The following is a 26,088-nucleotide window of genomic DNA, read 5'->3' as shown; positions in this document are numbered from 1 at the left end:
ATAGAAATTGTGTATTGGTGATGGACTTAGAACGGCCACATTAGCGACCCAAAAGCTCGATGAATTATTGCACCCACCGACAGAATGTTAGCTTTTCTTTTCAAAAAACAGGGTCACTTTGGCGACTTCAACACCAAATTTGCGCAGTGATGTCTGGTTGAACAAATGGGTATCATCCTGGCGATACAGCCAGTCATCAAAGTGCAGTTTTATGCTGCCGTTCTCTGTTTTCACGTCCATATCATAACGCCAGTTGAAAGCATTACCTGCGGTATAACCATGGGCCACGCCAATGATATCCCCTGCCGTCCCCTGATAGCTGCCATCCGCGTTTCTGATGATGCGCCAGATACGGGTCTGGTGTTCGCCATCAGCAAAAACAAACTTCTCGTTGAGCGTCAGGGTATTGCCGACAACATCTCCCTGGATAACCACCTCAAAACGGCGAGTCTGTTTATTCTGATAATTCTGCAACATTCCCCAGGCGCGGGTTTCGCCGCTGAAGTAGCCGAACAAATCGAAACTAGGTTTATTGTTTTGATAGTCATTGATATCTGCACTGCATCCAGCCAGTACAAACAGGAAAACCAGTAACAGGCTTTTGATATTCATCAGATACCTCCAGTCAATTGTTGCCGTAAGTCAGGATATTGTGTCGTCGGTGACAACCAGATAGCGAGAAATGCATCTCGGAAAGCACGGTCGAAACGATCACCAATCGGCTTAATATATGGATTAGATGGCGCGCGATAATAAAATTGTCCGCCAGTATTATCACCCACGAAAGTGAGTTGGCTGCCTGAGGTTACTGCCGGCCATATAGTCGCTATCTGCTTGAGCCAACGCTGCTGCTGTGCTGCAGACACGCTGATTTTCATGGCTTGCCATTGTTCTTGTGTCGCGTTCACCAGCTCTTCTTGGGTGATAGAACGCTGATAGTTAATACTGAGTGCCTGCGGCCATCCCCCTTCCTCATAGCGTCCGCTCGGTGTGCGCAATACTGAAAAATAAATATCAAAGGGCCCCCAACGTAGCGTGGCACTGCCTACCGTCGGCCACGTGGTCCAATCGCTGGCCTGTGCCATCTGAGTACTCAGACAAAGAAGAAAAGTTAACAGCATTTTCATTCAATTCTCCTGCGTAGTATTGGCCAACTGACAACTGGCAGATAAATAGCCCACCCTAAAGATAGGGTGAGGATCATCATTTCAGGTGCGATTTGTGGAGTCATCGCATTCAATTTCCAGCCGATAACATAGGCTAGTGGGCCGGTAAGCGCACCTAACAACACCACTGTTTTCACCGTCGGGATAATCCGTCTCAGTAGCCAATAAAACCAGCTAGTGAAAGTAAGCCACAATGCGCACATCCATATGGGAACACCGCCCCCTCCAGCAAATTTAAAGATATCGAGATAGCACCAAAACGCATCCATGGTAATACCCAGTAGCGCCGCTAACAGGACCCATATACGCTGTTGCCGCGGGGTAAATATCAGTGCCAGCGCAGCGCCCAGAAGTAGAAAAAGCATTACTTGTTCACGCCAAATAATGGCCAGCGTCCAATAGGCATCAAAACCGAGCGTGGTTAGCCAAAATCCGGCGCCCAATCTCATCGACGCTCAGCACTCAGTTGTACGGTACTGATGGATCGCGCCAGAAAACCAGCTTCGCAATAGCACAGGTAAAATCGCCACTGGCGCTGAAAACGTTCGTCAAATCCCTGATTGTGTAATAAAGGCCAATTCTGCTCAAAACGCTCACGCCATTGTTGCAGCGTGCGGGCATAGTCACGGCCAATATCGAACAGGTCACACATCACCAGATCGCTATGGCGTGTGAGGGTATCGCACAGCGCGGTTATCGATGGCAAGAAGCCCCCGGGGAAGACGTAACGCTGGATAAAATCCACATTGCTGCTGTATTGCTGATAACGCTGGTCGGTAATGGTGATCGCCTGTAACACCATTTTGCCTTTAGGTTTCAGTAGCTGCTGGCAACGTTTGATAAATAGAGGCAGAAAACGTTTGCCTACGGCTTCGATCATTTCGACCGAGACCAGTTTGTCATATTGCCCCGTCAACTCACGGTAATCCTCAAACAACAGAGTAACGCGATCCTCTAATCCAGCTTGCTTAATACGCTGTTGGGCATAAACGTACTGTTCCTGCGAGATAGTCGTGGTGGTGACGCGGCAGCCATACTCACGCGCGGCAAATTCCGCCAGCGCTCCCCACCCAGTACCGATCTCCAACAGATGATCTTGCGGTTGCAGATCTAACTGTTGGCACAAGCGACGCATTTTAGCCTGTTGCGCCTGTTCCAATGTCATCTCCGTTTCGCTGTACAACGCGCTGGAATAAAGCATTTCACTGTCGAGAAACTGCTGATAGAAGCTGTTACCCAGATCGTAATGTGCGGCAATATTACGCCGTGCCTGCCGCCGACTATTATCACGTAGCAGGTGCACCAGCCGATGCCAAGGGGCGGTCAGCCAACTTAAACGGGCCTCCATCTTATCGACCAACTGCATGTTACTGGCCAGCAACTGAAGCAGGCGAGTTAGATCAGGACTGCTCCAATAACCGTCAATGTAGCTTTCTCCACCAGCAATGCTGCCACCCAACAGTATTCGGCGGTAAACACGGGGATCATAAACCTCAATTTCAGCCTGTAGCGGGGCTTGGGTATCACCAAACTGGATTTCACCGACACCGGCTTCACGCAGCAATAATCCGCCCCCTTGCAACTGCTGTAGCAAGGTAAAAATAATGCGACGAGCACCTTTATTGTGACCCGAAAAAGGGGTGCTATCGGCGAGGGTGTATTCTGAGGAACTCATCGTTCATCCTTGCCGCCGGCGGCGGGGTGAGGGTAAATGGGGGTACGTTTCAGCCATAATTTCAGTGCTTGCCAGTAAATGGCGGTGGCAGTTTTCAGTGTCATTAGAGGCAGAAGCCATAACTGTCGGCGCAACGTTGCCCGCGTTAGAGGGTGTCGATAAAGCAGTAATGTGGCGTCAAATTCGCGGCTGACACGGTGATTTTCGATATGAATGCGCAGTCGCTGTGCGGGGGCGGAGAGCCGCCAGTGGTAGGTCATGTCCATCGGGTTAAACGGTGATACATGAAAAACTTTATCTATGGTTGAGGTACCTTCTGGATTTACGGCATAGGTATGGCGTTCATTCCACGGGGTATTACGAACTTCGGCCAACAACCAACACAGTTTGTCATCATCGTTATACAAATAGTAAAAGTTGACGGGATTGAAGTAACATCCCAGATAGCGCAACTGGCACAACAGCATCACGCGGCCATTCAACTTTTCGCCGGTCAATTGTGCAATGCGTTGCTGCGCTTTGTGTTTAATATCGCCACCACCCAGATAATCGCCACGATAAAACGACGCTGGGGCAAAGCGTTCCAACGCAATACCCAGCGCGGGCAATTGTGTCAGTTCATCAAGATCAATCAATGGCATGAAGATTTGGTAATCAAAGCTGTGTTGGACCGGGCTGAAGCGACGATGGCGCACATGTCCTACGTAAAGGGCGCTATTCATGCGGCGTTCTCCTGCAACAAAACCTGCGTGACGTCCAGCGCACTGCGTACCCCATCCTCGTGGAATCCGTTATACCAGTAAGCGCCGCAGAACCAGGTATTGTGCTGCCCGTTTATCAGCGAACGCTGCTGTTGTGCCAGTACAGTAGTCTGATTGAATACCGGGTGGTGATAACTAAACTGGCGCAGAATAAGCGCCGGTTCAATCGGTTGCTGTGGGTTGAGTGTGATACAAAAGGTCTGTGGCGCATCCAAGCCTTGCAGAATATTCATGTTGTAAGTCACGCTGGCGAGTTGGTTCTCTGCATGCTCGTCGCTGGCAGGTAAGCGATAATTCCAACTGGCCCAGGCACGGCGCTGGCGTGGTAACAGACGAATATCGGTATGCAGGATGACTTCATTCGCTTGATAGCCCAACTGAGCTAAAACACGTTGCTCCTGCGGGCTGGCATCGGCCAGAAGACGCAGTGCCTGATCGGCATGGCAGGCAAAAATCACCTGATCAAAATGTTGTTGCCCCAAGGCGCTATGAAGTATCACCCCTTGTGGTTGGCGTTCAACCCGCAGGACTGGCATATTCAGGTGCAATGTCAGGTTGTCTGCCATTATGGCCAACATGCGGCGCACATATTCACGCGAGCCGCCTGGCACTACAAACCATTGTGGGCGGTTGGTGATGTCTAACAGACCGTGGTGATCGAAAAAGCGCAAAAACAGTGCTAATGGAAACTGGCGCATATCAGTCATTGAAGAAGACCAGATAGCGGCCCCCATCGGTAACAAATAATGCTGGGCAAAATAGGGGGAAAAACCTTCCTGTTGCAGAAAATCGTCCACCGTTTGAGCCGTAATACCGCCATTCGCCAGGTTTTTCTTACATTGGCGATTGAAACGCATAATCTCTGCCAGTAGGCGATAAAAGCGTGGGTTCAGCAGGTTACGGCGTTGGGCAAACAGAGTATTGAGCGTATGGCCGTTGTACTCCAGTCCACTGCGTGGATGCGTAACCGAGAAGCTCATCTCCGTGGCTTGGCCACTGATGCCCAATTCAGCCAACAGAGCAATAAATTGCGGATAGGTCCGCTCGTTATAGACGATAAATCCGGTATCGATAGCGTAGCTGCGCCCTTCCAGCGTGACGTCCACGGTCGCGGTATGCCCACCGGGATAATCATTGGCTTCAAACAGTGTAACCTGATGTTTTTTAGCTAACTTCCATGCACAGGTTAAACCGGAAATCCCGCTGCCGATAATGGCGATTCTCATTGGATTACCTCACCAAACGCTTGGCAAGCCAGCGTTGTAGAGCTTGTGGAAGTAGAGCTGTTAGTCGTAACAGCGCGGCGAACAGTGGGGGAAAAGCAATTTCAGCGGCCCCTTTTGCCAGGCCACGGCGAATATAGTGCGAAGCCTGCTTAGGGGTGATTATCATCGGCATGGCAAAATCGTTGCGGTCAGTCAGCGGTGTGGCAACAAAACCGGGTAATATCAGCGAAACATTAATACCGGATTTTGCCAAATCCACGGCCAGGCTGCGGGCAAAATAGGCAAGTGCCGCTTTTGAGGCACCATAAGCTTCTGCGCGCGACATGGGGATGATGCTGGCTGTTGACCCCACCAATGCGATCCTGCTCCCGGACGACAGTTGTGGTAACAGGGCATCTAAGCAATTGATCGGACCAAGAAAATTAGTATTAAGCACCCGTGCAACCCGTTCAGCCTCTACGACACCGTTATTAAGGTATTCACAGGTTCCAGCACACAAAATAACCAGATCGGCCGGACATTGCGCCAACGCGCTACGCGTAGCAGACAAATCGGTTATGTCGAAATGGCGCGCCGTAATTGCCGAATCATGCGCGCCAAGTGCCATCAACCGGGTTTCATCACGTCCACAGGCGGTCACCTGCCAGCCCTCGGCGGCATAATCGAGCGCCAATTGCTGCCCAATACCGGAACTGGCTCCGGTGATCACCACGTGTTTCATGCTTGCAGCCTCTTCTTCAATTTGACAACAATCCCACCGAGCAGCGGTATATGTTCATACAGCATGGCACCCAGATCGTAGTAATCACGCTGATAGATGACCCGCTGTTCAGCAAAGCGTAACTGGCTGATACCCTCTAAACTGAGCAAGCTGCCACGGCGCAGACGGGGATGGGCATAAGTCATATGCCAGCACACAGAGGCTTGTTGGTCATGGTGCTGAATGTCAGTGAGGGTAAAGCTACAAGTGCTTAAGTTACTGAGCAGCGATTGAAAATAAGCTTCAAGTGAACTCAATCCCTGATGTTCTCCGACGGGATCGATAAAGTGGATATCGCGATGATAAACATCAGATAGCTCGACCAGACGTGCTGTATCCAGCGTGGTATAGAATTGTGAAAAACGTGCCAGCAGTGCTTCAGCGTTACTCATGGCAGTGCTCCGAAGCAAGGATTAGCAGAGCATGGTTATCGATAAGCGTAATATTCAAGCCAGCATCGCACCAAGCTGCTAATTGCCGCCGCTTGGCAGTATTGAGTACGCCATCGGTGCAGAGAAAGTAGCGTTCGGCCTTAAACATAGCCAATTGCGGAGATTCCAGCGATCCCGGCAAAATATCGATATGCATATTGTTTTTCGCCAGAACGATGGCGGCCATCCACAGCTCGGTAGGATCGGTGTTTCCCCATCCCAGTAGTAATACATTCTCGCCTGGCTTCTTGCGTGCACCCAGCATACAAAAAGTCGCGTATTCAATGATCACGCCATCCAGCAAACGACTCAGCATATGCAGCAATTGATGGTCATTCTTAAGCTGTGAACGTAATGGTCTTAGCACATATTCAATCAGAGCCTGAGGTGGATATTCACGCCCTAATTCAAAGATACGGCTACGGAGTTTATGCGGTGCGGGAGCCTGAATCAGCGCCAGTAACTGTTGTTGCAGTGTTACCCAGTTAGTGCTGTCGTCAGGTGCTGTGCCACCGTCGAGTAAAGGTTTGATCTGGCTAACCGGGACGCCGCGTTCTATCCAGCGCACAATCGTGCGGATACGGACAATATCGTCGTCATTGAACTGCCGATGGCCACCTTCAGTACGTTGTGGTTTTAACAAGCCATAACGCCGTTGCCAGGCACGCAGTGTTACTGGATTAATACCACAAAGTTGCGCCACCTCACTGATACTGTATGTCGCCATGCCATTTACCTTGCCTAAAACACCTATAGATTAACCATAGCGGGTTAATACAAACTTGTACAAGAAAATAATAATTGTACAAGTTTGAGCAAGGAACGAAGAAAGGGATTACGGTGGTGAAATTAGGCTGATGCAGCTTTCTACATGTTAAGCCAATCCGCAGCAGAGGAAGATGTATCTGTTACCCAATAGCTCTTTTAACTAGCTGAAATGAAACGTTCTATTGTCAGATCTACCCTATTCTGATTTCAGCTTGTGACTGAACCAAATAGCATGCCAACCCCCGATGATACCCCCATCGCAAGCGCACTCCAGAAGGTAATTCGAATAATACCTGGCCATATTGGCGCTCCGCCTGCTTTCGCGGCAATCCCCCCCAAAATAGCCAGAGAAGCCAATGCTGACAGGCTAATGGCTGGAATTGCCCAGTCAGCCGTGACAATAAACGCCACCAACAAGGGCAGTATTGCGCCCGCTGAGAAGCTCATCGCAGAAGCCCAGGCCGCTTGTAATGGGCGAGCGGTGGTGATTTCAGATATCCCCAATTCATCACGGGCGTGAGCACCTAACGCATCATGGCTCATCAGTTTTTCAGCCACTTGCTTGGCCAGTGCTACATCAAGGCCGCGATGGACATAAATCGAGGTTAACTCACGATATTCACCTTGAAAATCGGCGTTCAGTTCTGCTTGCTCTTCCGCCAATGCGGCCTTTTCTGTATCTGACTGAGAAGATACCGAGACATATTCCCCTGTTGCCATCGACATCGCACCTGCAACCAGACCTGCAATGCCGGTCAAAAGAATACTTTGATGTGTGGCATTGGCTGACGCGACACCCAATAACAAACTTGCGGTAGAGACAATCCCATCATTAGCGCCAAGAACTGCGGCCCGCAGCCAGCCTATCTTTTCGATACTATGCCGTTCTCTGTGCATCGTGGCGCTACCTTTTAGAGTGAAACTTCAGAGTTTATCAAGTCGCTGTTGAATGTCCTGATGACGGCCTTTATCTGCCAATTCTCGGCCTAAACGTGCTGGGGCCGCCAGTGCTTTTTGTTAATAGACTTTTGCATCCGCTTTACGCCCTTGCTCCAACAGGAAATCACCATAGAAATAGTTGGGATCTATGCCGGTTGGATTCACCTGTAACGCTTTTTTAGCTACAGTTCGGCTTGTTTTTTATCGCCAAAACCAATAGGCCAGCCAAGAACCTGATAATAGAGGGTTCCGAGGCTGGTATAAGCAGAGCCATCCAACGCATTAGCATCAAGTTTTATTGCCAGCTCCAGCTTAACTTTCGCGTCCTTAACCAAATCCAATGCTCCCAGCCCCCCCTTCTCTCCTGCCCAACTGCTTTTAACGATAGCAGACCAAATTAATAGATCAGCACGTGACCCGTTGGCTAAACTGGCCTTATCTGCAATCGTACTGAGTTTTTCCAAACAGGACTCTTTCTGTTTTGCCACCACCGGATATTGGCAAACAGCCCATTGATTTTGGATATCCAACCTGCACGCGCAGGGCCAATCAAAGCATCCGCACCGCTACTATCCAGTAGCCAATTCTGCTGTTCATTACTGAAAAAAACCGGTACCGGTATCATAACAATATTGGCTAATGCGCAAGCCAAATCGATAATGGCCCAGTCAATGCCGTTATCCAGCAAGAGTGCCAGTCGCGCTATTTTCTGGTGGCGGAACCTCTCTGCCAATGCCGCTATTTTGGGCAGTAATTCACCGTAGTTAATCACCTGATAACTATCGCACAATGCAGGGCGCAGAGGGTCTTGCGCCGCCATTTTCGCCAACTGTTCAAAAAGGATCATCGTTGTATCCTCCTTTGAAAAGTAAAAATGCTGGGCATTGGCGCAAACAAGGAAAGTAATAAGCTGGTTCTCACATAACAACCGGCAAATAGCCGCAAACATAATTCGTGCATTTCCCGATTCCGAACAAGCAAAATTACCTATTTCAACCAAACGATTACGTAAAACTGAATGCCCGGTTTGCGTTGCAATGACCACCTCAATAGGTGCGTCCAAATAGTGCTCAAGATAAAGTGTCCCGAAATCACCACGATTCAGGCCACAGGCACCAATAAGGACACCATCGGCACGATACAGTCCTAATAAATGAGGTAAAAAATGTGGGATAGTGGCATTGAACTCACGGCTATACTCCCGCTAAATATATTGTTGCAGTTCGTTTTCTTCTTGCTCATTCTGAGCAAATAACAACGGGTAAGGTGCCTGAATATTCATGCTCATAATCGCTCCTTTTACTGATAATAAGGAGTGTAATGATGGATGCTTAAGAAAAACTTAAATTGATAACAATATTGGGTTTAGCCGTTAAATGCCTTTATATGCCCAACCCGCACACGTGGGTTTTTCTCCTTAACTCATTGATACTCATACCACAAGAAATATCTGGAAATGCTCACTATTGAGCAATAGCAAGCTACATTCATAAGCACTATTCAGCTATTCCATATAGTGTCTAAATGAAAATGTACCGAAAATCATATTTGAGGAGATAAATATGTCACAACCCCCAATCAATCAATCAGATATTAAACATTCCAAACAACGGCGCTCACTATTAAAAACTGCGGTAGGAATGTCGGTGCTTGGTATCGCCAGTGGATTAACTCTAGCCACACCAGGGATATCTTACGCAGCAGCTTTAACGCGTGAAGAGCGAGATAAACTCACTCCTGAGCAAATTATTGCTGGCATGAAAGAAGGGAATATCCGCTTTAGAGCAGGCAAAATGCAACAGCATGATTATTTGGCTCAAAAACGGGCCAGTGCTGAAGGTCAATTCCCCGCGGCGGTTATTCTCAGTTGTATTGACTCACGGGCTCCGGCGGAAATTCTTTTTGATACCGGGATTGGTGAAACATTTAATGCCCGTATTGCCGGTAACATTGCCAATAACGATTTATTGGGCAGTATGGAGTTTGCCTGTGCGGCCGCGGGAGCAAAAGTCGTTCTGGTCTTGGGGCATACTTCGTGTGGCGCAGTTCGGGGGGCAATCGACGGCGTAGAACTCGGTAATCTGACCGGCTTGTTAAATCAAATTAAGCCAGCAATTGACGCAACCCAATTTAACGGAGAAAGAACCGGTAAAAATGATCAGTTTGTCGATGCCGTTGCTAAAACCAATGTTCAGCATACGATCAATGAAATACGGAGCCGGAGTAGCATTCTCAATGGATTAGAGAAAGAGGGGAAAATTAAAATAGTTGGCGCAATGTATAATCTCAATGGCGGGGCCGTTGAGTTTATTAGCTAATAGATTACAAGCTCCGGGCTTTATCGCTCGGAGCAAATTCATAATGCTATCGAGCCGCTATTTTCTGTGGTGGTAGGCAACTAATAAGTGATGCCAGATTCCATTATCTATGCTGTAAACAACATGTTATACAGAAAAGCATCACCAAAGACACAGGATAAAAGAAAGTCGTGCTACGCTTTAATTAAGCGATAACGTTAATTTAGCTATTCTTTATGCTAATAGAATTCCTACACGAAAAAGTTCCTTAGCCTCACCGTTATCAGGAGCGTCACCATGAATCCTCCAATATATGTTTGTTAGCCCTATTTAAAAAAACTTAAATAACAGATCACTATTTTACCTGTGTGGGGCCTCGATATGTTTCACTTTGATGCTTATGGTACGCTCGTTGCTGCAACGCTGGTGCTATTGCTAGGAAGGCAATGTGTCCAGAATATTCCTCTGCTGCAAAAATATGCTATCCCGGAACCTATTGCGGGTGGTTTGCTGCTCGCATTACTGTTTCTGCTTATTCATCAGACGACCGGTTGGGAAGCCAGCTTTGATACATCACTACGTGATCCGCTAATGCTGACTTTTTTTGCCTCAATTGGCCTTAATGCGAATCTGGCAAGCTTAAGGGCTGGCGGTAAGGTATTGATAAAGTTTTTTGTGGTCGTTATCGGTTTGCTGTTACTGCAAAATATGGTTGGCATCGGTATGGCCAAAATGCTGGGGCTGGAGCCACTGATGGGGCTGCTGGTGGGGACCATAACACTTTCTGGAGGGCATGGCACCGGTGCAGCTTGGAGTGCCGTATTTGCGGAGAATTATGGCTTAAGTAATGCTACGGAAGTTGCCATGGCCTGCGCAACTTTCGGTTTGGTATTAGGTGGCTTGATCGCCGGTCCTATTGCCCTTTATCTCATTAAACATTCCGCCACTCCCAATGGCAGAGCGGAAGATGCCTTGCAACCCACAACCTTCGAGAAACCTCAGTCAGGGCGGATGATCACTGCGCTGGTATTAGTAGAAACTATCGCCATGATTGCCATTTGTTTGATGGCTGGTCGCTATATCACGGGGTTACTGGCGGGATCTATATTTGAATTACCGATCTTCGTCTATGTCTTATTTGTCGGGGTTATTCTTAGTAATCTACTCACTTATACCGGGTTTTATCAGGTTTTTGACCGTGCAGTCTCCGTAGTCGGTAACGTAAGCCTCTCCCTTTTTCTGGCAATAGCACTGATGAGCCTAAGATTGTGGGAACTGGCGTCTCTGGCATTACCGATGTTGGCGATTTTATTGGTGCAGACGCTAACCATGGCTCTGTATGCCATATTTGTCACTTATCGGATTATGGGAAAGAATTATGATGCGGCCGTTCTTGCTGCTGGACATTGTGGTTTAGGTTTGGGGGCAACCCCAACAGCAATTGCGAATATGCAAGCGATTACCGAACGTTTCGGGCCATCCCACGTTGCGTTTCTGATTGTACCGATGGTCGGTGCTTTCTTCCTGGATATCGCCAATGCAGTAGTGATCAAACTGTCTTTGTTATTACCGATGTTTACGCAACTTGGCTAAAAGCCAGTATTCATGGTGCCATCAACCGGCCAGAAGACGGAAACCCAGTATAAGCCGGCACATACCCTATAGTATGTGCCGATGTTTATTCACCAGCGCACCTCTAACGCACTAAATCCCCTCCCCCCTCGCGCCATGCTCTTCTTAAGTGATAACTGTTGATCTAGCATTGATTTCATAAGGTATTGCCGGCATAACTAACAGCCATTTAGAGATATAGACGTCTAAACGGATAAAATATCATGCACTCACCTGTTCCCATCGAAGGGCAGTTCAAACGTACAATGAAGGCCCGGCATCTGGTGATGCTCTCTCTGGGGGGCGTGATTGGCACCGGCTTATTCTTCAACACCGGCTATATAATCTCCACCACGGGTGCCCTCGGCACACTGTTGGCCTATATGATAGGTGCTGTGGTGGTCTATCTGGTAATGCTCTGCCTGGGTGAACTGTCGGTAGCAATGCCAGAAACCGGGGCTTTTCACGTGTATGCTTCCCGCTATCTTGGCCCAGCCACTGGCTATACCGTTGCCTGGTTATACTGGCTGACCTGGACAGTAGCCCTCGGTTCCAGTCTGACCGCCGCTGGGTTCTGTATGCAGTATTGGTTCCCTCAATCACCGGTGTGGTTATGGTGCCTTATCTTTTGTCTGGCTATTTTTCTGCTCAATGTGGTCACTACCCGCTTCTTTGCCGAAAGCGAATTCTGGTTCTCTCTGATCAAGGTCGTCACCATTTTGGCATTTATCATTTTGGGCGGTGCGGCGATGTTCGGCCTATTGCCGATGAAGGACGGCACACCCGCCCCCTTCCTGCACAATCTAACCCACTCTGACTGGCTGCCAAACGGCACCTTACCGATCCTGATGACCATGGTGGCGGTCAATTTCGCTTTCTCCGGCACCGAGTTAATCGGTATCGCCGCGGGCGAAACAGAGAAACCAGAAAAAGCGATTCCGTGGGCAATCCGCACCACCGTGATCCGCCTGAGTGTTTTCTTTATCGGTACGGTATTTATTCTGGCTGCGCTGATCCCGATGGATCAGGCCGAGGTTGTCAAAAGCCCGTTTGTACTGGTATTTGAACGTATCGGTGTACCCTATGCCGCCGATATCTTCAATTTCGTGATCCTGACTGCCATCCTGTCAGCCGCTAACTCTGGTCTTTACGCCTCTGGCCGCATGCTGTGGTCATTGGCCAATCAGCGAACACTGCCTGCTTATTTTTCCCACATCAATAAACGCGGCATTCCTATTAATGCGCTGATCTTTAGCATGCTCGGCGGCTTGTTGGCACTGTTGACCAGTGTTATCGCGCCAGATACGGTGTTTGTCGCGCTATCAGCGATTTCTGGTTTTGCCGTCGTCGCAGTCTGGCTGAGTATCTGCGCAGCCCACTATATTTTTCGCCGCAACTACCTACGCAGCGGGCTGCCAATCGAGGGACTGAAGTACCGCGCGCCGGGTTACCCGCTGACGCCGATCGCAGGCTTCAGCCTGTGCCTGTTAGCCTGTATCGGTCTGGCCTTCGATCCTGAGCAACGTATCGCCCTATACTGCGGGCTACCCTTTGTTGCCTTGTGCTATATCACCTATTACCTGACCCATCGTGCCGGGAAAAACCAACCATTGGGAGAGAATCATGCCGGTTAACAACCCTATCTCTGCGCTCTTAACCGCTGATCGCACATTGATTTTGGATGGCGCATTAGCCACTGAACTGGAGGCGCGAGGTTGCTCTCTTAGTGATCCGCTGTGGTCCGCTAAGGTGCTAATTGAGAATCCTGAACTAATTTATCAGGTTCATCTGGACTATTTTAACGCAGGGGCACAATGTGCCATCACCGCCAGTTACCAGGCGACCCCACAGGGTTTCCTGCGCCGTGGCCTCGACCAGCAACAATCGTTGGAACTCATTGCCAAAAGTGTTCAGTTGGCACAGCAGGCACGCAACGATTTTTTGAATCAGCACCCGCAAGCTGAACCGCTGCTGATTGCCGGTTCCGTTGGCCCATACGGCGCTTATCTCGCAGATGGATCTGAGTATCGAGGCGATTACCAGCTGCCACAAGATGAGATGATCGCCTTCCACCGGCCACGTATCGCGGCACTGGCTGAGGCTGGGGTTGACCTGCTGGCCTGTGAAACACAGCCATCGTTCGATGAATTGCAAGCGTTGCTAACACTACTGCAACAATTCCCTACTTTGGGTGGCTGGTTCGCATTCACGCTACGCGACAGCCAACACCTTAGTGACGGTACCCCCCTGACCGAAGTTCTGGCGCTACTGCGCGGCAATCAGCAAGTACTGGCCATCGGCATAAACTGCATTGCGCTGGATAACGTGACCCCGGCGCTACAGCAGTTTGCGGCACTGGCTGATAAGCCGCTGCTGGTGTATCCAAACTCAGGGGAACATTACGATGCTGTGAGCAAGACCTGGCATGCCTGCGGGGGCGAACACAACCACCTGAATGATCTGGTTGGGGAATGGCAGCGCCTGGGAGCACGACTAATTGGCGGTTGCTGTCGTACCACACCAAAAGATATTCGCATCATCGCTGAGCACTGTAAGCTGTAATCCCCCAGTGATATTGTAGCTAAGCGCCAACAGTATCACTGGACAAGCTTTGCCGCCTGATGACCTGCGGCAAAGCCTCTAAATATGCTGCTTCACCTGAGCGGCATTATTTAGTCGCCTAATTGCCGGAGTCAGGCTGGCGGCGATAGTCGCTATCACAACAGCAACGGCTGAAGCCAGCAAAACGGCCCGGCTGCCATAGTGCATAGCGAGAGGCCCCGCAGCAAGTTCCCCGATAGGAATTGCCACAAATGACCCCATCGCATCATAGGCATAAACACGCGCGAGTTTCTCGGGTGGAATATGGGTTTGTAGAGAATGTGCCCACACAACACCGAATTGCCCAAAACCGACGCCGGCAATAAAAAATGCCCCCATAAGGATGGCAGTCGAAGACACCATACTAAGGAGAGTGATAGGGATTGCGCAAAGTGCAACCAGAAGGACACCAATAAACAGATCGCGTCGTGGCCGCCAGCGGAGTGCAATAAAAGAACCGGCAATCAGGCCAATACTTTGTGCGGCAACAATAATCCCCCAACTGGCACGCCCAAATGAAGCATCAGCCACTATCGGGCCAAGGATCATCACTACGCCGCTAAAAGCGGCATTAACAATAGTGAACTGGGCAACAATAGTCCACACCCACGCACGAGCAATAAACTCCTGCCAGCCATCTCGTAAATCCTGCAAGATATTGGTTTGCGATGCGAGGAGCTGTGCCGAGGCAGTGCGAATCAAGAGATAAAGCGGTGCTGAAGCGGCAAACCCCAAGGCATCGACGGCCAATCCCCAGCCAGGCCCAATGGCAGCCGTCAGAACCCCGCCCAGTGAGGCGCCAATCACCGTCCCGCCATAGACCCCCAACTGGATAAAAGCGTTCGCTTCCCTGAGGTTACGTGCGGGCACGGTTTGTGGAACCATTGCTGAAGAAGCAGGAAGGGCAATGCCCGCTGCCGCGCCGTTAATCGTCCCAAGGACTGCTAACCACATAATTGTTGCTGTTCCATCCAGCACCAACCAGGCAACAATCCCTTGAGATAAGGCGGCAATGACAGATGAAGACAGCAGAACCTTACTTCGTGAGTAACGATCCGCAAGTACTCCACCAATCAATAAGAAGGCAACATTGAAAACAGAACGTGCAGCTACCACCAGACCTAAATCTGCTGCGGAACCGCCGATATCCAACACCGCGAACGCCAGTGCAATCGGTGCGATTCCATTACCTAATACCGTGAGGAGGCGGGCAAAAAACAAGTTTCGAAACGGGGCATAGTGAAATACATGTCGGGAAGATGGGACCGTGGCGTTCGCGTTCACTCACTTTTCTCCGCACTGATTTCAATACCTTGCAGGCTCTCACTGCTATCTTTCAATGGGGCTATTTCATACTTTTTTTGTTTATTCATTTTGGGCAACTTTTAATTACATCACGCGCTTGTAGCAGGGGGTCCGCAGTGACATCCTCTGCCTTCACAAATACCATTGCCAAATATGTGTCTTTATCTGTATGAATGCCAAGATTAATTGATTTGAATGTATAAAATTATTCAAATCATCTGATGAAAACCCTCGTCTTGTCAGCTAGCAGATTTATTACAACCGTTACCCCTAAGTTGCTATAGGGATAACGGCCGTCTCAGCTATGGGTGCTGTTCCGTATTGGGTAACGCCAGCAACGCATAGCGGTTCAGCAGTTGACTAAACCGGCTGTCTATCTGTTGGCGCAGTGCCGATGACGGAGTCTGCCCTGACTCGGACTGTACCTGATACTGACGCAACAATTCTTCCAGCGGTAAGGTTTTTGCCAGCGGCTGCTGTATCGCAAACACCACCGTTTTCAGCTCCGAGACCGTCATATAGCGTCCCTTCTTTTCATCCAATCCATTCAGTCGCTCTGCCAGTTGCCGCAAACGCTCTTGTGCCAATGCATAGTGTTTCAACTCCACCAATGGCGCAGCACCGGCTTCTCGCTGTTGTTGCCATAATGCACTCAGTCGGTTGACTTCTTGACTGGCGGGCCACAGTTGCTGCGCTTGTGATAACACCCCATCCCCCCGCATTTGTGCCCATAACGGCGGTAACTGTGTCAGTTGTTCCAACTGTGTGCCACTGCCTTGCAGCACCGGGCCTGCCAATCGTGCCAACTCAGCATCTGAGGTTTGTTTTCTCAGTTCATCGATTGATTTGGCGGCCAGTGGCGCAGGTAATGGCGCGACGCTGGTCAGCAATGCCTCGCGCAATGGATTAGATGACAGCGACTGCCAGATAAAGAAACTGCCCGCCATCAAAACGGCCATCAGCGATAGCCCGGCGACAAACCCCTGCCCCGCTTTCCAACGTGGTGGGGGCGGCGAAGGCGGCGACAACTCCACCTCAACACGCGCCGGGGCCGGTTCGTTGACAAGATAAACCAGTGGTTCGCTGACCGCAGCCGACGAGAATGTCGGTTGTGGCTGTCGTTGTGGTTCAGAGACACCGGCATGCCGTACCGGAATACTCAATCGGTCTGGCGTATCAGCGGCGGCTTCGGCGCTCTCCAGACGTAGTGCGGCGTTATGCAACATCAGGCGCACCCCATCCAATTTACTCAGATGTTTGAGCTCCAGCGTTTGCAACTGCGTGCACAACTGTTCCAACGCACGCTCTGCCCGGTACACCTGAGCCAGGTCACCGTAGCATAACGTCATGGTGCGCCAAACTTGCTGCAACCGGTCACTCAACCAGGCCAATAACGCCACCCGGGCATGGGTTTGCGGCGGCCATAATGCACTCCACTGATGAGACAGCAAGCCCGCCAGCAGCTCTAACCCTTCACACAACCCGGCAAGACCGGCAATGTGCGTACGTGCCAAGGTAAAATCTACCGTGGTCTGCAACTCAACCCCGTTCTGGCGAAACAGCGCCAAACAAAGCTGCTCGACCCGCCCCCAGTCAACATCCGGGCGAGCGGGATGATGTAATTTGCCGATTTCGTCACGTAAGGCACTAAATTCAGCAAAATGGCGGGGGTCACCGCCGGTTTTAACCGTCCGCTCAGTATTCGATATCATGTGTTTGTCTTCCCTGAATAGGCGTTAAGATGACTCACCCGGATTGAGATAATGTTGTTGTTTAAGATGACGTATCAGCACCCGGCCTTCCGGCATAAATGCCGTACCGTAACGCACCAATCCCAGACCTTTCAGCTCCGCCTCAATAGCGTACTCCAGATGGCCGGGAGCGGATTGTGGCAGTAGCACCACGTTGATACTTTTCAGCCGTGGCTCATATTTTAGCAACGTGGCTGAGAGCGTAGTCAGCAGTGAATGTGCGGTTCCTGGCATTCCCTGCAAGATTTTGCTCATGTCTGGCAGGCCGTAATCCGGCAGATGGCTGAGCGTACCGGCGCGGCAGTTAAGAATGCGCTGCATATTGTCGAGCACCGACAGGACGACCTGATTGGTTTCGCTCACCTGATGAAGGTCAAGCTCACCCGCTACGTTGCCGAACAGCATTTCATAGAGAGAAGGCTGGGGCATATTACTTATCCTTCAAGGGTAAAAGAATCATCCCATGATTATTCAGTTCAATCTGACGAGCCTTATCGGGGTCGAGGTCGTCACGGCTCAACACCACCCGCCAGGTGTTGTTAGCGATATCAGGTGCCAGAAACATACCCGCGACTGCCACATACTGCGCTTTTTCGTCCATCGGCATATCGATGGACACCGCAGCACCCGGACGAATACGGATATCTTTTTCAGCAAGCAGATCGGCTTTGATGGCCTGGCTGTCCTCGGCAAATAATGAGGGATAATCGGTACCGTCAAATGTTTTGCGGTCTTGTAGCTGATAGATGCGCACCACCGTGGCCAGTGGGGCACCGGTCGCGTTGTTGTTTACCGCATCCCGCGCCTGTATATCCAGATGCAGGGTTTTCACCTGCTTATAAAAAATGGATTTTGTCACCGCGACGGTGCCGTCACTCACTTTCTGAGTCAGTCCACATCCGCTCAGAGTGGATACCATGACCAGCATCAGTAATGCAAAACGTGTTTTACCAGCGGTAATCGCCATATTCATCGGTGTCCCTTCGGTGAAGATTTTCCTGAACACGCTGATAGCGGCCCAGATTAATTGTGATCATTTCAGTGTCGGTGGGTGTGGTTGACGCGACGCGCTGTGTCCGCATTACGGCGGTTCTGCCTAACAGAATACCGGTGCTTTTCGGCTGGCAAGAGAGCTGTGCGTCAGGCAGTAGCGCGCGTAACACCGTCAGTTGTAAACGCACATGCAGCCGCGACCCCAGATACACATGCAACAACGCCATCAAATCCGTGTGTAACTGCCCGCCGGGCAACCACTCTCGGGCTTCATCGGGGTTATCGGTTTTCAATTGCAGTAATACCTGACTGTTAACATCCACCGCGTGACTGCCCATTACCGGGCTGTTACTCATGCTGATGGGGTGACGTGCGCTCAGGGCCAGTGGATTGCGCAAGGGGATACGGCAGCGGTCATGCGCTATCACGTGGGCATCGGTTTCCGGTGCCAGCAACTGAACTAACGCAATAATGCCTTCACTGGTGCGCGTGGGCAGGCGCATCATGCCAGTCAGTGCCAGAAAACGAGACACCGGCGTGGCGATATTCTGTGCACATCCCTCAATACCCAGACCACAGAGGCTCAGCAGATACCGAGAGGTTTTATCGGTGCCGCCGGGCGAAAAGCTGGCCGGATAAGAGTACTTCCGCCAGACGCGGTAGTACTGCGTGATCAATCGGTGATTGAAAATGTCCAGAAAGTCGCTGACTGCCTCATGCCCTTCCCGGCGCTGGGTAATATCGTCGATATACGCAGTAGGCAGTGGCGACTCCACGCCATACAGTCCCATAAAGGTGGTGCGGATGGTCGGTGGGAGGTGTGCATGCGCGGGTATTTCCACCCGTTTAAATTCACTGGCCGGAAACCCCATGCCCGGATGGGGGCGAAAACGCACCGGATCGTGCCTAACCTGCCAGTGACTACCCAATGGCGGGGCATCCGGCTGGCTTTGCTCCAGTAACTGACAGAAGCGATAAAACTGGGTATACGGCAGTTTATCCCACAGTTGTTCGATTAGCCGGGCAGACGCTGATTGTGATTCTCTTTCCATCGGATACATTTCCCGGCAGGCTGAACGATAAGAGTGAGTTGATTGAACAAATGAATGTCAGCGTAAAGGGCAAAGAAACGGTTGAGCATCTCGCCAAACAGATGAATGTCGCCTTCGCCGGTAAAGCCGTTGCCATCCAGTGTCACTTCAATGTCGATACCCCGTAACAGAAAGCCCTTTTCAAAACGCTGCGTCTGGTGGTGCTGCACCTGTTGAATGGCATCAAGACGGCGATTATTCAGTTCATCCCCTTGCCAGTTGTACAGCTCCAGCGTCCCGCGTAGCACCTGTGCGCTGCTCATCAGGTTGAGGTAACTTGAGCCCAGATGGCTCAGTACCCGCCACTGGAAATGGTCTTCCGCCGGGGGATAAGAGGGTAACGTAGGCTTGCAGAGATTGCGTACTTTCAGCGGCGTCTGTAACACTGCTTCGCAGCGGTCCAACAACGTGCTCTGTAACGCTTTGCGCGGGAGCTGACCATTGGTACCGGTAATTTTCAGTGACACCGCCTCGCGTGTAAACAATCGGTCCGCTTCCCATTGCTGGCCGCCGAGGATCAACCAGGTATCATGCAGCCCGGTCACCCCTCGTTTTACGCGGGTATGGTAATAGCGTTCCGGCGCATGACGTCGCTGCATTCCGCCGCGATGGCGAAAACTGGTAAAAGGAACATAGGTGGCATCGGATGTCCGTTGCGAACCGGTCACAGCGTCGACGGAGTAAATTTCGGTGTGCCCATCCTGCAAGCGGCGCGGGCGCAGCATATACTCACTTTCCAGCCCATTGATGGTTAACGGGTCAGCTTCCAGCGAGAACAGGTTAATCACCGGTACACAATGCAGGTTAAGCGCGTCATCCCTGACCGGCAGATCACTTTGCCACTGACAATCAAACACCACTTCGATATCAAACCAGGCAATACCCGCCGGCAGCGTCACGGTTTCCAGCCCGTTCAGATGCACGAACATAAACTTCTCGCGGAAAGTGAAATATTCCAGTAATAGCTGATAACCGCTGAAGGCGCTGTCGCCTTTGGGCCACAGCAAATCTTGGTCTGCAAAGCCACCGGGCGAAAACCAACCATCCAGTTTTATTCGATCAACCTGATTGGGTAGACGCAAATAGAGCGCGGCCTGACGCCGGGTCAGGGCCAGATGTAACGCACTGCTGACCGCCGCCTCTCCCGCCAGATAAAAACACAAGCGACGTAAGTCCACCTGCAACCAGTCAGCTTGTGGGCTGCATGCCAGTCGCAGACGCAGCACCGAACGGCCGTCTGGTTCGGTCGCCATCACCACGGTTGAGACGGCGAGCGGGTTGAGTACCATATCGCGTGTAGTTCGGTACTGGCAGACGGTATTCTTCGGCCCAATGGGGCGGGAATAGATTTCCATGCCTTCGGGCACGATTTCAGCCATTTTCATCGCTGGAACATCCGGGGTCAGCGCCACCACCGACAGCGAGGGAATGGTGCGTAGATAGTGCGGCCACAACATGCTCACCAGCCCTTCGGTGAACTCCGGCAGGTCGTCATCAATTTTTTCGCGCAATCGCCCCATGGAGAAGGCAAAGCCTTCAAACAGGCGTTCGACGTAAGGGTCAGGCGTACCGGGTTTATCCAGGTCTAACATCGCTGCCCGGTCAGGGTGAGTTTGGGCAAACTCTTTAGCTGCATCGCGCAGATAGCGCATTTCGGCGTCGTAATAACGCAGGGTAAGGTCTTTCATGGTTTTCTTTTTATCAGGATAGGGTTATCGATTAACCACACAGCACCGCAGCCCGTGCCGGGTCGAGGGCCACTAATCCGGCGAGCAGGTTTTCCATCTCGCCATGCAAGCGTGATTTGTCCGACTCGGTTCGGCTGGCTTTCATGCGCAGCAGTTTTAGGCGGCGGGCTTTTACTTCAAACAGTAATTCCGGCTCCCATTGGGTGAGCGTCATCAAGGTCGCGTTCCCCTCCAGTTCACCCAGCAAATGCAATGCCATGTCGTTTTTTCCGTACTGCTCGGCGACCCGCGCCATCAGCAGGCGGATCAGCCACTGATGGCGAGAGGTGCGGGTACCCGGACGGTTCTGCAACCAATTCAGCGCCGCTTCCACACCTTCGCTGTCGGCTTGCGCCAGCGCTTCCGGCTCCAGTTGCAAAATATCGTCATCACCCGCCGTACTGGCGGATGCCGCCGGTTCACTGCCCCAACTTTCTGCTGCCATGACGTGCTGATTTATCCAGTGCAAGGTCACCTCATCAGCAAAAGGTGTACCATCACTGAATGCCAGACCGTCAAGCCCCGGCAGGCGGGTCAGCAGACCATTTAAATCTTGCTGAATGATGTCAGCCCAGCGCTCGTAAGGTGCGCCCGTTTTCAGCAGTGCCTGATGGGTATACCACTGGAGATCCAGCCACAGGTGATTAACGCCCTGTGCAAATAGGATGTCGGTTTGCTCCAGCAGTTCCAGCCAGCTTTGTTGCAGATAAAGACGTTTCAGCAGTGCGCGGTTCTCCAGCTTCGGCGGAGCCAGACGGGTACATCCGTCAGCTGCCAGTGGCGGCAGTTCATGCAGGGTGTCCAGACGAATACTTTTCATCAGATGATGCCCCGACAGCCAGCCGTTCGGCTGGTCGCGCAAAAAAACCGCCAGCAGTTTTGCCTGATCGAGCAAATCACGCCCGGAGCTGACGGCTTTCAACGCAGGAGCATCAGGCGCAGAGTGACGAGGGAGACTGCTGTTTTGTGGGATAACGGCATCAGGGCCGCCGGACTGCATTAGCCGGTTTTCTAATGCCGCATACAGGCTAGCGAACTGAGGGCGGATGGACGCATCCCAGCCGCCAACACTTTCCTCGGTTAACACCAACGCGCCCACAATGCGTTCAAAGTCAGCTTTTGTGACTTCCGGGTACAGTGACAGGCTATCCAACACCCGGCTACCCGCCAACCATTCCAGTGCCAGTTTGCGGCTGTTGCCACGTTGTGGATGCAGTGCATCACCAAAACGTTGGACCAACCCGGCCAGCAGAGCCAGGCCATCCGCCAGCCCGCTTTCGCCATCGATGTGCAGTCGCGCCCAGATATAATAGGTCGCGACGCGCACATCTTTGCACGCACCGGTCAGCAGCTTCTCCGCCAGTGCACAGACCAAACCAGTATCTGCGCCGGACAGTTTGTTGACCTCTTCACGCATCTGCTGGAAATCATCGTCATAACCGGGGTCATCACCCACCGGTGAATCCGGGGCAATGGGGACCAGCCATTTTTCCCAGAGCGAAATCTGCTGCTGGGCCTGCTGCGAAAGCGCCTGCTGTTCGGCATGGCAGGCGCTGAGTAAGGTGTGCAACGTAGCCATCAGTATCCCTCTTCTGTTGCGGTATCCGTTTTCTGAGCGCCACCGGTGGCATCCACACTGAATATTTGCGTCGGTAAGACGAAGTTACGCAGTTTCAGTAACGCCAGCGGGCCTTCTCCAGCTTCAGTCCGTAAGGTGTAGTTCAGCGGCCTGCCATCAGGCGCTTTCCAGCTAAGATTAAAACTGCTGTTGACACCCTGATACGGTGTGACCTGAGCCTTATCCAGTAAACGGATCCACCCCCAGGCCCCGGGGAGATCGGCAAACTGTCGGGTACCGGCCTGGGTACTTATCCAACTCAGGCTGGCACCCGGTGCTTCAGTGTCATGGGGCCAGGTGAAACGTTTCCACACTGGCAACTGGTTGTAATAGCTGAGCTTCTGGCTGTCGATCACCAGATCAGTCTGCATCACATCTTTCGCGGTACCGGGGCGCAGTTCAAAGCGTATGCCTGCTTCACCGTTGGCAAACACCACGTCAGACAAATAACTCAGTTGGTCCACGGCTTTCAGGAATGCTGGGTTAAATGTCAGCCCCTGAGCATTAATGCTGTCCGGCACCCAATGGCTGCCCTCTTTGTGCAGCACGCCATTCAACCGGGTTTGCAGAAAACGGGCGATACGGCCACTGTCGCTGTTGAGATAACGTGCCAGCAGCGGGAGTGACACTTCACTGCTGGTATCTTTTAAGGGATAACGCCCGCCGAAGGTACTGTTCCAGTCATCGACGATAGATGCCTGCCACTGGGCATTCAGGCTCTGAGCGGCAGGAGTTAATACCTGCTGCCACGCCTGTTCCATTGGCTGGACAAATACCGTCTGGCCAAATCCACTCCACTCCTGACCGAGGCTGGCGGCAACCAGACTGCCATAATCACGGGTTTCGGTCAGATCGACCGCTTTGCCCTGAAATACCGTCTGCGCCAGAGTCTGGGTCATGGCTTGAGGATCGGCAGCATTCACCACCTGCTGAAGTTTAAGGCGTACTTGGGTAACGCGGGTCAGGAAGGTTTGCAGACTGAGGTTGGTATTGCCCTGTCCGCCGGTTTTGACATCCATCAGCGCCAGTACCGGACCAAACGTGGCATCCAGCGGCCCCTGTGCACCCGCTTGCTGATCAATAGCGGGCTGCTCATCGCGGTTTAACAGATTTTTGGCCGATTTGACCAGCGAATCAGACAACGCCTCACCGGTTTGCCCGGTTTTCCCCTGTACGCTCAGGGTGTTCATTAGCGCCACCAGGGGGGACTGACGCACGTCTGCCATCAGGGTGAGTTGGTCGATGGAGTCCGATAACGTCTGTGCTTGCTGCCAGTGCAGGCTATTGAGAAAGTCCAACCAACTGGTAGAGAAATCAGCGAAATAGCGCGCCTTCAGACGTGCCTGCAAGGCTTCGGGAGAATCCTGCTGCAATGCGGTATTTTTACTGTCACTCAGTACCCAGTCCATCTCTTCCCGACGCTCACTGGCCACTTTTTCAATCGCCGGTTTTACTGCGTCATCCCAGGCTCTACGGGTGAACATGCCCGGCACCACGGCATCGGTGGTAAAAATCCGTTCAGCATCAGTATCACCGGTCATATCAGACAGGCGCAGATCAGCATACTGATTCGCCACCTGAGCCAGCATCTTCTGATAGAGCGAAGATTCACTGTTACGGGCACCCATCTGACTGATCAACCGGGTACGTACCTGACTGACCAGATTTTCATCCAGCTTCAGACGCCAGGCCGGGTGCAGGGAAAGATTACGAGCATAAAAATCCAGTAGAGCGGGACCGCTACCCTGCCAGAGGCTGTCCGGCACACCACTGCGCTGTGGCCAGTCATGAAGCAGCGTGGTGCTAAACCATGGCGCATCCATTTTCTCCGGGCGCGCCAGCATCAGATAGAGTTTTAACTGCTCATAAGCGGGTTTTACCAGCGAGTCGCGCAACGGAGAGTCAGGGGGGAGCTGCGCCATGGTGCTGAGTTGTTCTTCAAGGTGACGGGCGGCGGCATCACGCAGCAGAGGGGTGGCGCTGGCCCAATAATGTGGCCAGAGTGCGGCCAGTAAAGCATCGTTCTGGCTCAGACCAAATCGGCTGTGCCAAGGTGCGCCCTGTTGCTGGCGATACTGCAATCTGCCTAACGTGTGTTGCAGATCCAGTTGCGCTTGCAGACGCGCCGGCAGCGATTGCTGCACATTAGCCGCCAGTTTCACCTGAGACTCACTGGCATTAATCGTATCTCGGTTGACCAGGAATGACATCACCATGCCCACCCCCCACAACACCATGATGCCCGCCAGCGCCATCGCCAGCGTTTTACGCCAGGCAAACCCCAGCTTTTTCGCGGCTAAGCCTGCGGGCAATAATGGCAGTGAATCAATCAACACATCCCAGCGGTTATCCTTGCCCCAGTGGTGTTTCACGCTGCGTTTTGCATTGACGGACGCCGGGCTGAATATCACCCCCGCCAACGGTGAAGGGCGATAGGGATTCAGCAGAGTCGCCAACGGGCCGGCGACAGAATCTGGCTGACGCGCTAACTGATCGGCCAGTTGCAACAAGAATGGGTGCTGGGTGTTGCTGCTAATCTGTTGTGTACCCTGCTCAATCAGCGACGGCAGCAGCCCGGCAAGCTGTGTACTCAGTTCGCCAGCGTTACACCCCACTGGTAGTAAACAGCCGACGGATTGGGTGATGCGATCGGCCCCGTCATCGGCATGCAGTGACCAGACATACAGCGGCAGCCGCCAACCGAGCAGCTCAAAACGTGCCGCGAACGCTTGTGCCACGCTGTCCATCATATCAGCGGTGAGGGTTGTTTTAGACGCTTGCTGACCAAGTGTCGTGCGTTGAGCCAGGGCTGAGGTCACCCAGACCACCCCGTCTAGCGGGCGGCGGCGCAATTTACGTAAAGAACTCAGCCATGCGCTATCAGCCTGCGCCCCCAAATCGCCTCCCCACAACAGCACGGTGCCACTGTCTTCCTGCCAGTATTGCGACGTCAGCCCGGGGGTGAGCTGTTCAACATCAGCCGCACTGCCGGTGAGTAACAGAATGCGCACTTTGCGGGGCCAGAAGAAACCATAGCGAGTCCGGAGAGTCTGTTGCAGTTCACGGATCCAGGCACTGCTAATAGCCTGATGTTTTAGCTGTACTTTCTGAACAGCAACATTCTTTTGCTCATTATCTACTTTCCGAAAGAATCTCAGCCTAGAACCTACAGCAATTAATGAACGCCGACTGGCAAGCGCCAAGGAGAGAAAAAAAGAAACTGACAGGATGGCTCCGCCAACCAGTAACTTATCTTTCGCGGAGGTCCACCCCAACTCATCCCCCCAAAAATAAAAAAGCAAAAACAAAAAAGCCATGAAAACAATAACAAAAAACACACCAGAAAATTTAATAATAAAAGTTTTCAT

The 26,088-nt window shown here is 51.8% G+C and carries 24 protein-coding genes and 1 pseudogene; 4 read left to right on the top strand and 21 right to left on the bottom strand.

The features are described from left to right. Positions 1–87: 87 nt before the first annotated feature. From Q2T71_RS22470 to Q2T71_RS22410, 13 genes and pseudogenes are all read right to left on the bottom strand, one after another. Positions 88–612 (bottom strand): DUF3833 domain-containing protein, encoded by a 525-nt coding sequence (locus Q2T71_RS22470; protein ID WP_372560613.1) that lies wholly within the window; start codon positions 610–612, stop codon positions 88–90. Continuing rightward, the gene (locus tag Q2T71_RS22465) at positions 612–1,127 is read right to left on the bottom strand and encodes a hypothetical protein (RefSeq protein ID WP_372560612.1); all 516 of its coding nucleotides are present in this window, start codon (positions 1,125–1,127) and stop codon (positions 612–614) included. Before Q2T71_RS22465 ends, Q2T71_RS22470 begins: the two co-directional genes overlap by 1 nt. Continuing rightward, complete coding sequence (locus tag Q2T71_RS22460) at positions 1,124–1,615, bottom strand: DUF2878 domain-containing protein (RefSeq protein ID WP_372560611.1); 492 nt, start codon at positions 1,613–1,615, stop codon at positions 1,124–1,126. Before Q2T71_RS22460 ends, Q2T71_RS22465 begins: the two co-directional genes overlap by 4 nt. After that, positions 1,612–2,841: a class I SAM-dependent methyltransferase gene (locus tag Q2T71_RS22455; protein WP_372560610.1), complete on the bottom strand. Its 1,230-nt coding sequence runs from the start codon at positions 2,839–2,841 to the stop codon at positions 1,612–1,614. Before Q2T71_RS22455 ends, Q2T71_RS22460 begins: the two co-directional genes overlap by 4 nt. After that, complete coding sequence (locus Q2T71_RS22450; protein ID WP_083162624.1) at positions 2,838–3,563, bottom strand: DUF1365 domain-containing protein; 726 nt, start codon at positions 3,561–3,563, stop codon at positions 2,838–2,840. The genes Q2T71_RS22455 and Q2T71_RS22450 overlap by 4 nt, the downstream gene beginning before the upstream one ends. Continuing rightward, complete coding sequence (locus Q2T71_RS22445; protein ID WP_372560609.1) at positions 3,560–4,828, bottom strand: NAD(P)/FAD-dependent oxidoreductase; 1,269 nt, start codon at positions 4,826–4,828, stop codon at positions 3,560–3,562. The genes Q2T71_RS22450 and Q2T71_RS22445 overlap by 4 nt, the downstream gene beginning before the upstream one ends. Before the next feature lie 4 nt (positions 4,829–4,832). Beyond that, entirely contained in the window at positions 4,833–5,549 is a 717-nt protein-coding gene (locus Q2T71_RS22440; RefSeq protein ID WP_372560608.1) for an SDR family NAD(P)-dependent oxidoreductase, read from the bottom strand. Continuing rightward, positions 5,546–5,980, bottom strand: a complete 435-nt coding sequence (locus tag Q2T71_RS22435) for a nuclear transport factor 2 family protein (protein ID WP_372560607.1) — start codon at positions 5,978–5,980, stop codon at positions 5,546–5,548. Before Q2T71_RS22435 ends, Q2T71_RS22440 begins: the two co-directional genes overlap by 4 nt. Continuing rightward, complete coding sequence (locus tag Q2T71_RS22430) at positions 5,973–6,746, bottom strand: MerR family transcriptional regulator (RefSeq protein ID WP_372560606.1); 774 nt, start codon at positions 6,744–6,746, stop codon at positions 5,973–5,975. Before Q2T71_RS22430 ends, Q2T71_RS22435 begins: the two co-directional genes overlap by 8 nt. Before the next feature lie 248 nt (positions 6,747–6,994). Beyond that, positions 6,995–7,684 carry a VIT family protein gene (locus Q2T71_RS22425; RefSeq protein WP_083162615.1) on the bottom strand — a complete coding sequence of 230 codons (690 nt, stop codon included), beginning with the start codon at positions 7,682–7,684 and terminating at the stop codon, positions 6,995–6,997. A 224-nt stretch (positions 7,685–7,908) separates the two neighbouring features. Continuing rightward, on the bottom strand, positions 7,909–8,190 hold the full coding sequence (locus Q2T71_RS22420) for a hypothetical protein (protein ID WP_372560605.1): 282 nt from the start codon (positions 8,188–8,190) through the stop codon (positions 7,909–7,911). Beyond that, positions 8,151–8,573, bottom strand: a complete 423-nt coding sequence (locus tag Q2T71_RS22415; RefSeq protein WP_372560604.1) for an AMP-binding protein — start codon at positions 8,571–8,573, stop codon at positions 8,151–8,153. The genes Q2T71_RS22420 and Q2T71_RS22415 overlap by 40 nt, the downstream gene beginning before the upstream one ends. Before the next feature lie 87 nt (positions 8,574–8,660). Beyond that, positions 8,661–8,870 (bottom strand): annotated as a pseudogene (locus Q2T71_RS22410) (thermostable hemolysin); the annotation flags it as partial. 418 nt (positions 8,871–9,288) lie between these two features. Here Q2T71_RS22410 and Q2T71_RS22405 point away from each other — a divergent pair. The 4 genes from Q2T71_RS22405 to mmuM all read left to right on the top strand — a co-directional run bounded on the left by Q2T71_RS22405 (position 9,289) and on the right by mmuM (position 14,196). Continuing rightward, the gene (locus tag Q2T71_RS22405) at positions 9,289–10,044 is read left to right on the top strand and encodes a carbonic anhydrase (protein ID WP_083162603.1); all 756 of its coding nucleotides are present in this window, start codon (positions 9,289–9,291) and stop codon (positions 10,042–10,044) included. A gap of 360 nt (positions 10,045–10,404) precedes the next feature. Beyond that, positions 10,405–11,616, top strand: a complete 1,212-nt coding sequence (gene gltS, locus Q2T71_RS22400; protein ID WP_372560603.1) for a sodium/glutamate symporter — start codon at positions 10,405–10,407, stop codon at positions 11,614–11,616. Between the two features lie 242 nt (positions 11,617–11,858). Further along, positions 11,859–13,268: an S-methylmethionine permease gene (gene mmuP, locus Q2T71_RS22395; protein WP_372560602.1), complete on the top strand. Its 1,410-nt coding sequence runs from the start codon at positions 11,859–11,861 to the stop codon at positions 13,266–13,268. After that, positions 13,258–14,196: a homocysteine S-methyltransferase gene (gene mmuM, locus Q2T71_RS22390; RefSeq protein ID WP_372560601.1), complete on the top strand. Its 939-nt coding sequence runs from the start codon at positions 13,258–13,260 to the stop codon at positions 14,194–14,196. Before mmuP ends, mmuM begins: the two co-directional genes overlap by 11 nt. A gap of 78 nt (positions 14,197–14,274) precedes the next feature. Here mmuM and Q2T71_RS22385 read toward each other — a convergent pair whose 3' ends face one another. The 8 genes from Q2T71_RS22385 to Q2T71_RS22350 form a co-directional block, all read right to left on the bottom strand. Continuing rightward, a complete protein-coding gene (locus tag Q2T71_RS22385) occupies positions 14,275–15,519 on the bottom strand; it encodes an MFS transporter (RefSeq protein WP_372560600.1) in 1,245 nt (414 codons plus the stop codon). A 323-nt stretch (positions 15,520–15,842) separates the two neighbouring features. After that, positions 15,843–17,252 carry a VasL domain-containing protein gene (locus tag Q2T71_RS22380; protein ID WP_372560599.1) on the bottom strand — a complete coding sequence of 470 codons (1,410 nt, stop codon included), beginning with the start codon at positions 17,250–17,252 and terminating at the stop codon, positions 15,843–15,845. Positions 17,253–17,276: 24 nt separating this feature from the next. Then, on the bottom strand, positions 17,277–17,720 hold the full coding sequence (tssE, locus tag Q2T71_RS22375; protein ID WP_049601768.1) for a type VI secretion system baseplate subunit TssE: 444 nt from the start codon (positions 17,718–17,720) through the stop codon (positions 17,277–17,279). A 1-nt stretch (position 17,721) separates the two neighbouring features. Beyond that, positions 17,722–18,258, bottom strand: a complete 537-nt coding sequence (gene tssJ, locus Q2T71_RS22370) for a type VI secretion system lipoprotein TssJ (protein WP_309477871.1) — start codon at positions 18,256–18,258, stop codon at positions 17,722–17,724. Further along, positions 18,239–19,336 (bottom strand): type VI secretion system baseplate subunit TssG, encoded by a 1,098-nt coding sequence (gene tssG / locus Q2T71_RS22365; RefSeq protein ID WP_372560598.1) that lies wholly within the window; start codon positions 19,334–19,336, stop codon positions 18,239–18,241. Before tssG ends, tssJ begins: the two co-directional genes overlap by 20 nt. Next, complete coding sequence (gene tssF / locus Q2T71_RS22360) at positions 19,300–21,063, bottom strand: type VI secretion system baseplate subunit TssF (protein ID WP_372560597.1); 1,764 nt, start codon at positions 21,061–21,063, stop codon at positions 19,300–19,302. The genes tssG and tssF overlap by 37 nt, the downstream gene beginning before the upstream one ends. A 31-nt stretch (positions 21,064–21,094) precedes the next feature. After that, complete coding sequence (gene tssA / locus Q2T71_RS22355; RefSeq protein ID WP_372560596.1) at positions 21,095–22,681, bottom strand: type VI secretion system protein TssA; 1,587 nt, start codon at positions 22,679–22,681, stop codon at positions 21,095–21,097. Next, positions 22,681–26,088, bottom strand: coding sequence for an ImcF-related family protein (locus tag Q2T71_RS22350; protein WP_372560595.1), 3,408 nt, complete (start codon positions 26,086–26,088; stop codon positions 22,681–22,683). Before Q2T71_RS22350 ends, tssA begins: the two co-directional genes overlap by 1 nt.

Origin of the sequence: Yersinia sp. 1652 StPb PI, from assembly GCF_041538345.1 — a bacterium.
GTDB lineage: Bacteria > Pseudomonadota > Gammaproteobacteria > Enterobacterales > Enterobacteriaceae > Yersinia > Yersinia enterocolitica_E.
This window is presented reverse-complemented; position numbering and strand designations above follow the sequence as displayed.

Excerpts from the sequence above, each read along its gene's own strand:
- mmuM (WP_372560601.1), top strand. The coding sequence starts at position 13,258 with ATGCCGGTTAACAACCCTATCTCTGCGCTCTTAACCGCTGATCGCACA.
- tssA (WP_372560596.1), bottom strand. The coding sequence starts at position 22,681 with ATGGCTACGTTGCACACCTTACTCAGCGCCTGCCATGCCGAACAGCAG.
- Q2T71_RS22415 (WP_372560604.1), bottom strand. The coding sequence starts at position 8,573 with ATGATCCTTTTTGAACAGTTGGCGAAAATGGCGGCGCAAGACCCTCTG.
- tssE (WP_049601768.1), bottom strand. The coding sequence starts at position 17,720 with ATGCCCCAGCCTTCTCTCTATGAAATGCTGTTCGGCAACGTAGCGGGT.
- Q2T71_RS22440 (WP_372560608.1), bottom strand. The coding sequence starts at position 5,549 with ATGAAACACGTGGTGATCACCGGAGCCAGTTCCGGTATTGGGCAGCAA.
- Q2T71_RS22405 (WP_083162603.1), top strand. The coding sequence starts at position 9,289 with ATGTCACAACCCCCAATCAATCAATCAGATATTAAACATTCCAAACAA.
- Q2T71_RS22450 (WP_083162624.1), bottom strand. The coding sequence starts at position 3,563 with ATGAATAGCGCCCTTTACGTAGGACATGTGCGCCATCGTCGCTTCAGC.
- mmuP (WP_372560602.1), top strand. The coding sequence starts at position 11,859 with ATGCACTCACCTGTTCCCATCGAAGGGCAGTTCAAACGTACAATGAAG.
- Q2T71_RS22465 (WP_372560612.1), bottom strand. The coding sequence starts at position 1,127 with ATGAAAATGCTGTTAACTTTTCTTCTTTGTCTGAGTACTCAGATGGCA.
- Q2T71_RS22430 (WP_372560606.1), bottom strand. The coding sequence starts at position 6,746 with ATGGCGACATACAGTATCAGTGAGGTGGCGCAACTTTGTGGTATTAAT.
- Q2T71_RS22455 (WP_372560610.1), bottom strand. The coding sequence starts at position 2,841 with ATGAGTTCCTCAGAATACACCCTCGCCGATAGCACCCCTTTTTCGGGT.
- Q2T71_RS22380 (WP_372560599.1), bottom strand. The coding sequence starts at position 17,252 with ATGATATCGAATACTGAGCGGACGGTTAAAACCGGCGGTGACCCCCGC.
- Q2T71_RS22470 (WP_372560613.1), bottom strand. The coding sequence starts at position 612 with ATGAATATCAAAAGCCTGTTACTGGTTTTCCTGTTTGTACTGGCTGGA.
- Q2T71_RS22445 (WP_372560609.1), bottom strand. The coding sequence starts at position 4,828 with ATGAGAATCGCCATTATCGGCAGCGGGATTTCCGGTTTAACCTGTGCA.
- tssJ (WP_309477871.1), bottom strand. The coding sequence starts at position 18,258 with ATGGCGATTACCGCTGGTAAAACACGTTTTGCATTACTGATGCTGGTC.
- gltS (WP_372560603.1), top strand. The coding sequence starts at position 10,405 with ATGTTTCACTTTGATGCTTATGGTACGCTCGTTGCTGCAACGCTGGTG.
- Q2T71_RS22350 (WP_372560595.1), bottom strand. The coding sequence starts at position 26,088 with ATGAAAACTTTTATTATTAAATTTTCTGGTGTGTTTTTTGTTATTGTT.
- tssF (WP_372560597.1), bottom strand. The coding sequence starts at position 21,063 with ATGAAAGACCTTACCCTGCGTTATTACGACGCCGAAATGCGCTATCTG.
- Q2T71_RS22425 (WP_083162615.1), bottom strand. The coding sequence starts at position 7,684 with ATGCACAGAGAACGGCATAGTATCGAAAAGATAGGCTGGCTGCGGGCC.
- tssG (WP_372560598.1), bottom strand. The coding sequence starts at position 19,336 with ATGGAAAGAGAATCACAATCAGCGTCTGCCCGGCTAATCGAACAACTG.
- Q2T71_RS22435 (WP_372560607.1), bottom strand. The coding sequence starts at position 5,980 with ATGAGTAACGCTGAAGCACTGCTGGCACGTTTTTCACAATTCTATACC.
- Q2T71_RS22460 (WP_372560611.1), bottom strand. The coding sequence starts at position 1,615 with ATGAGATTGGGCGCCGGATTTTGGCTAACCACGCTCGGTTTTGATGCC.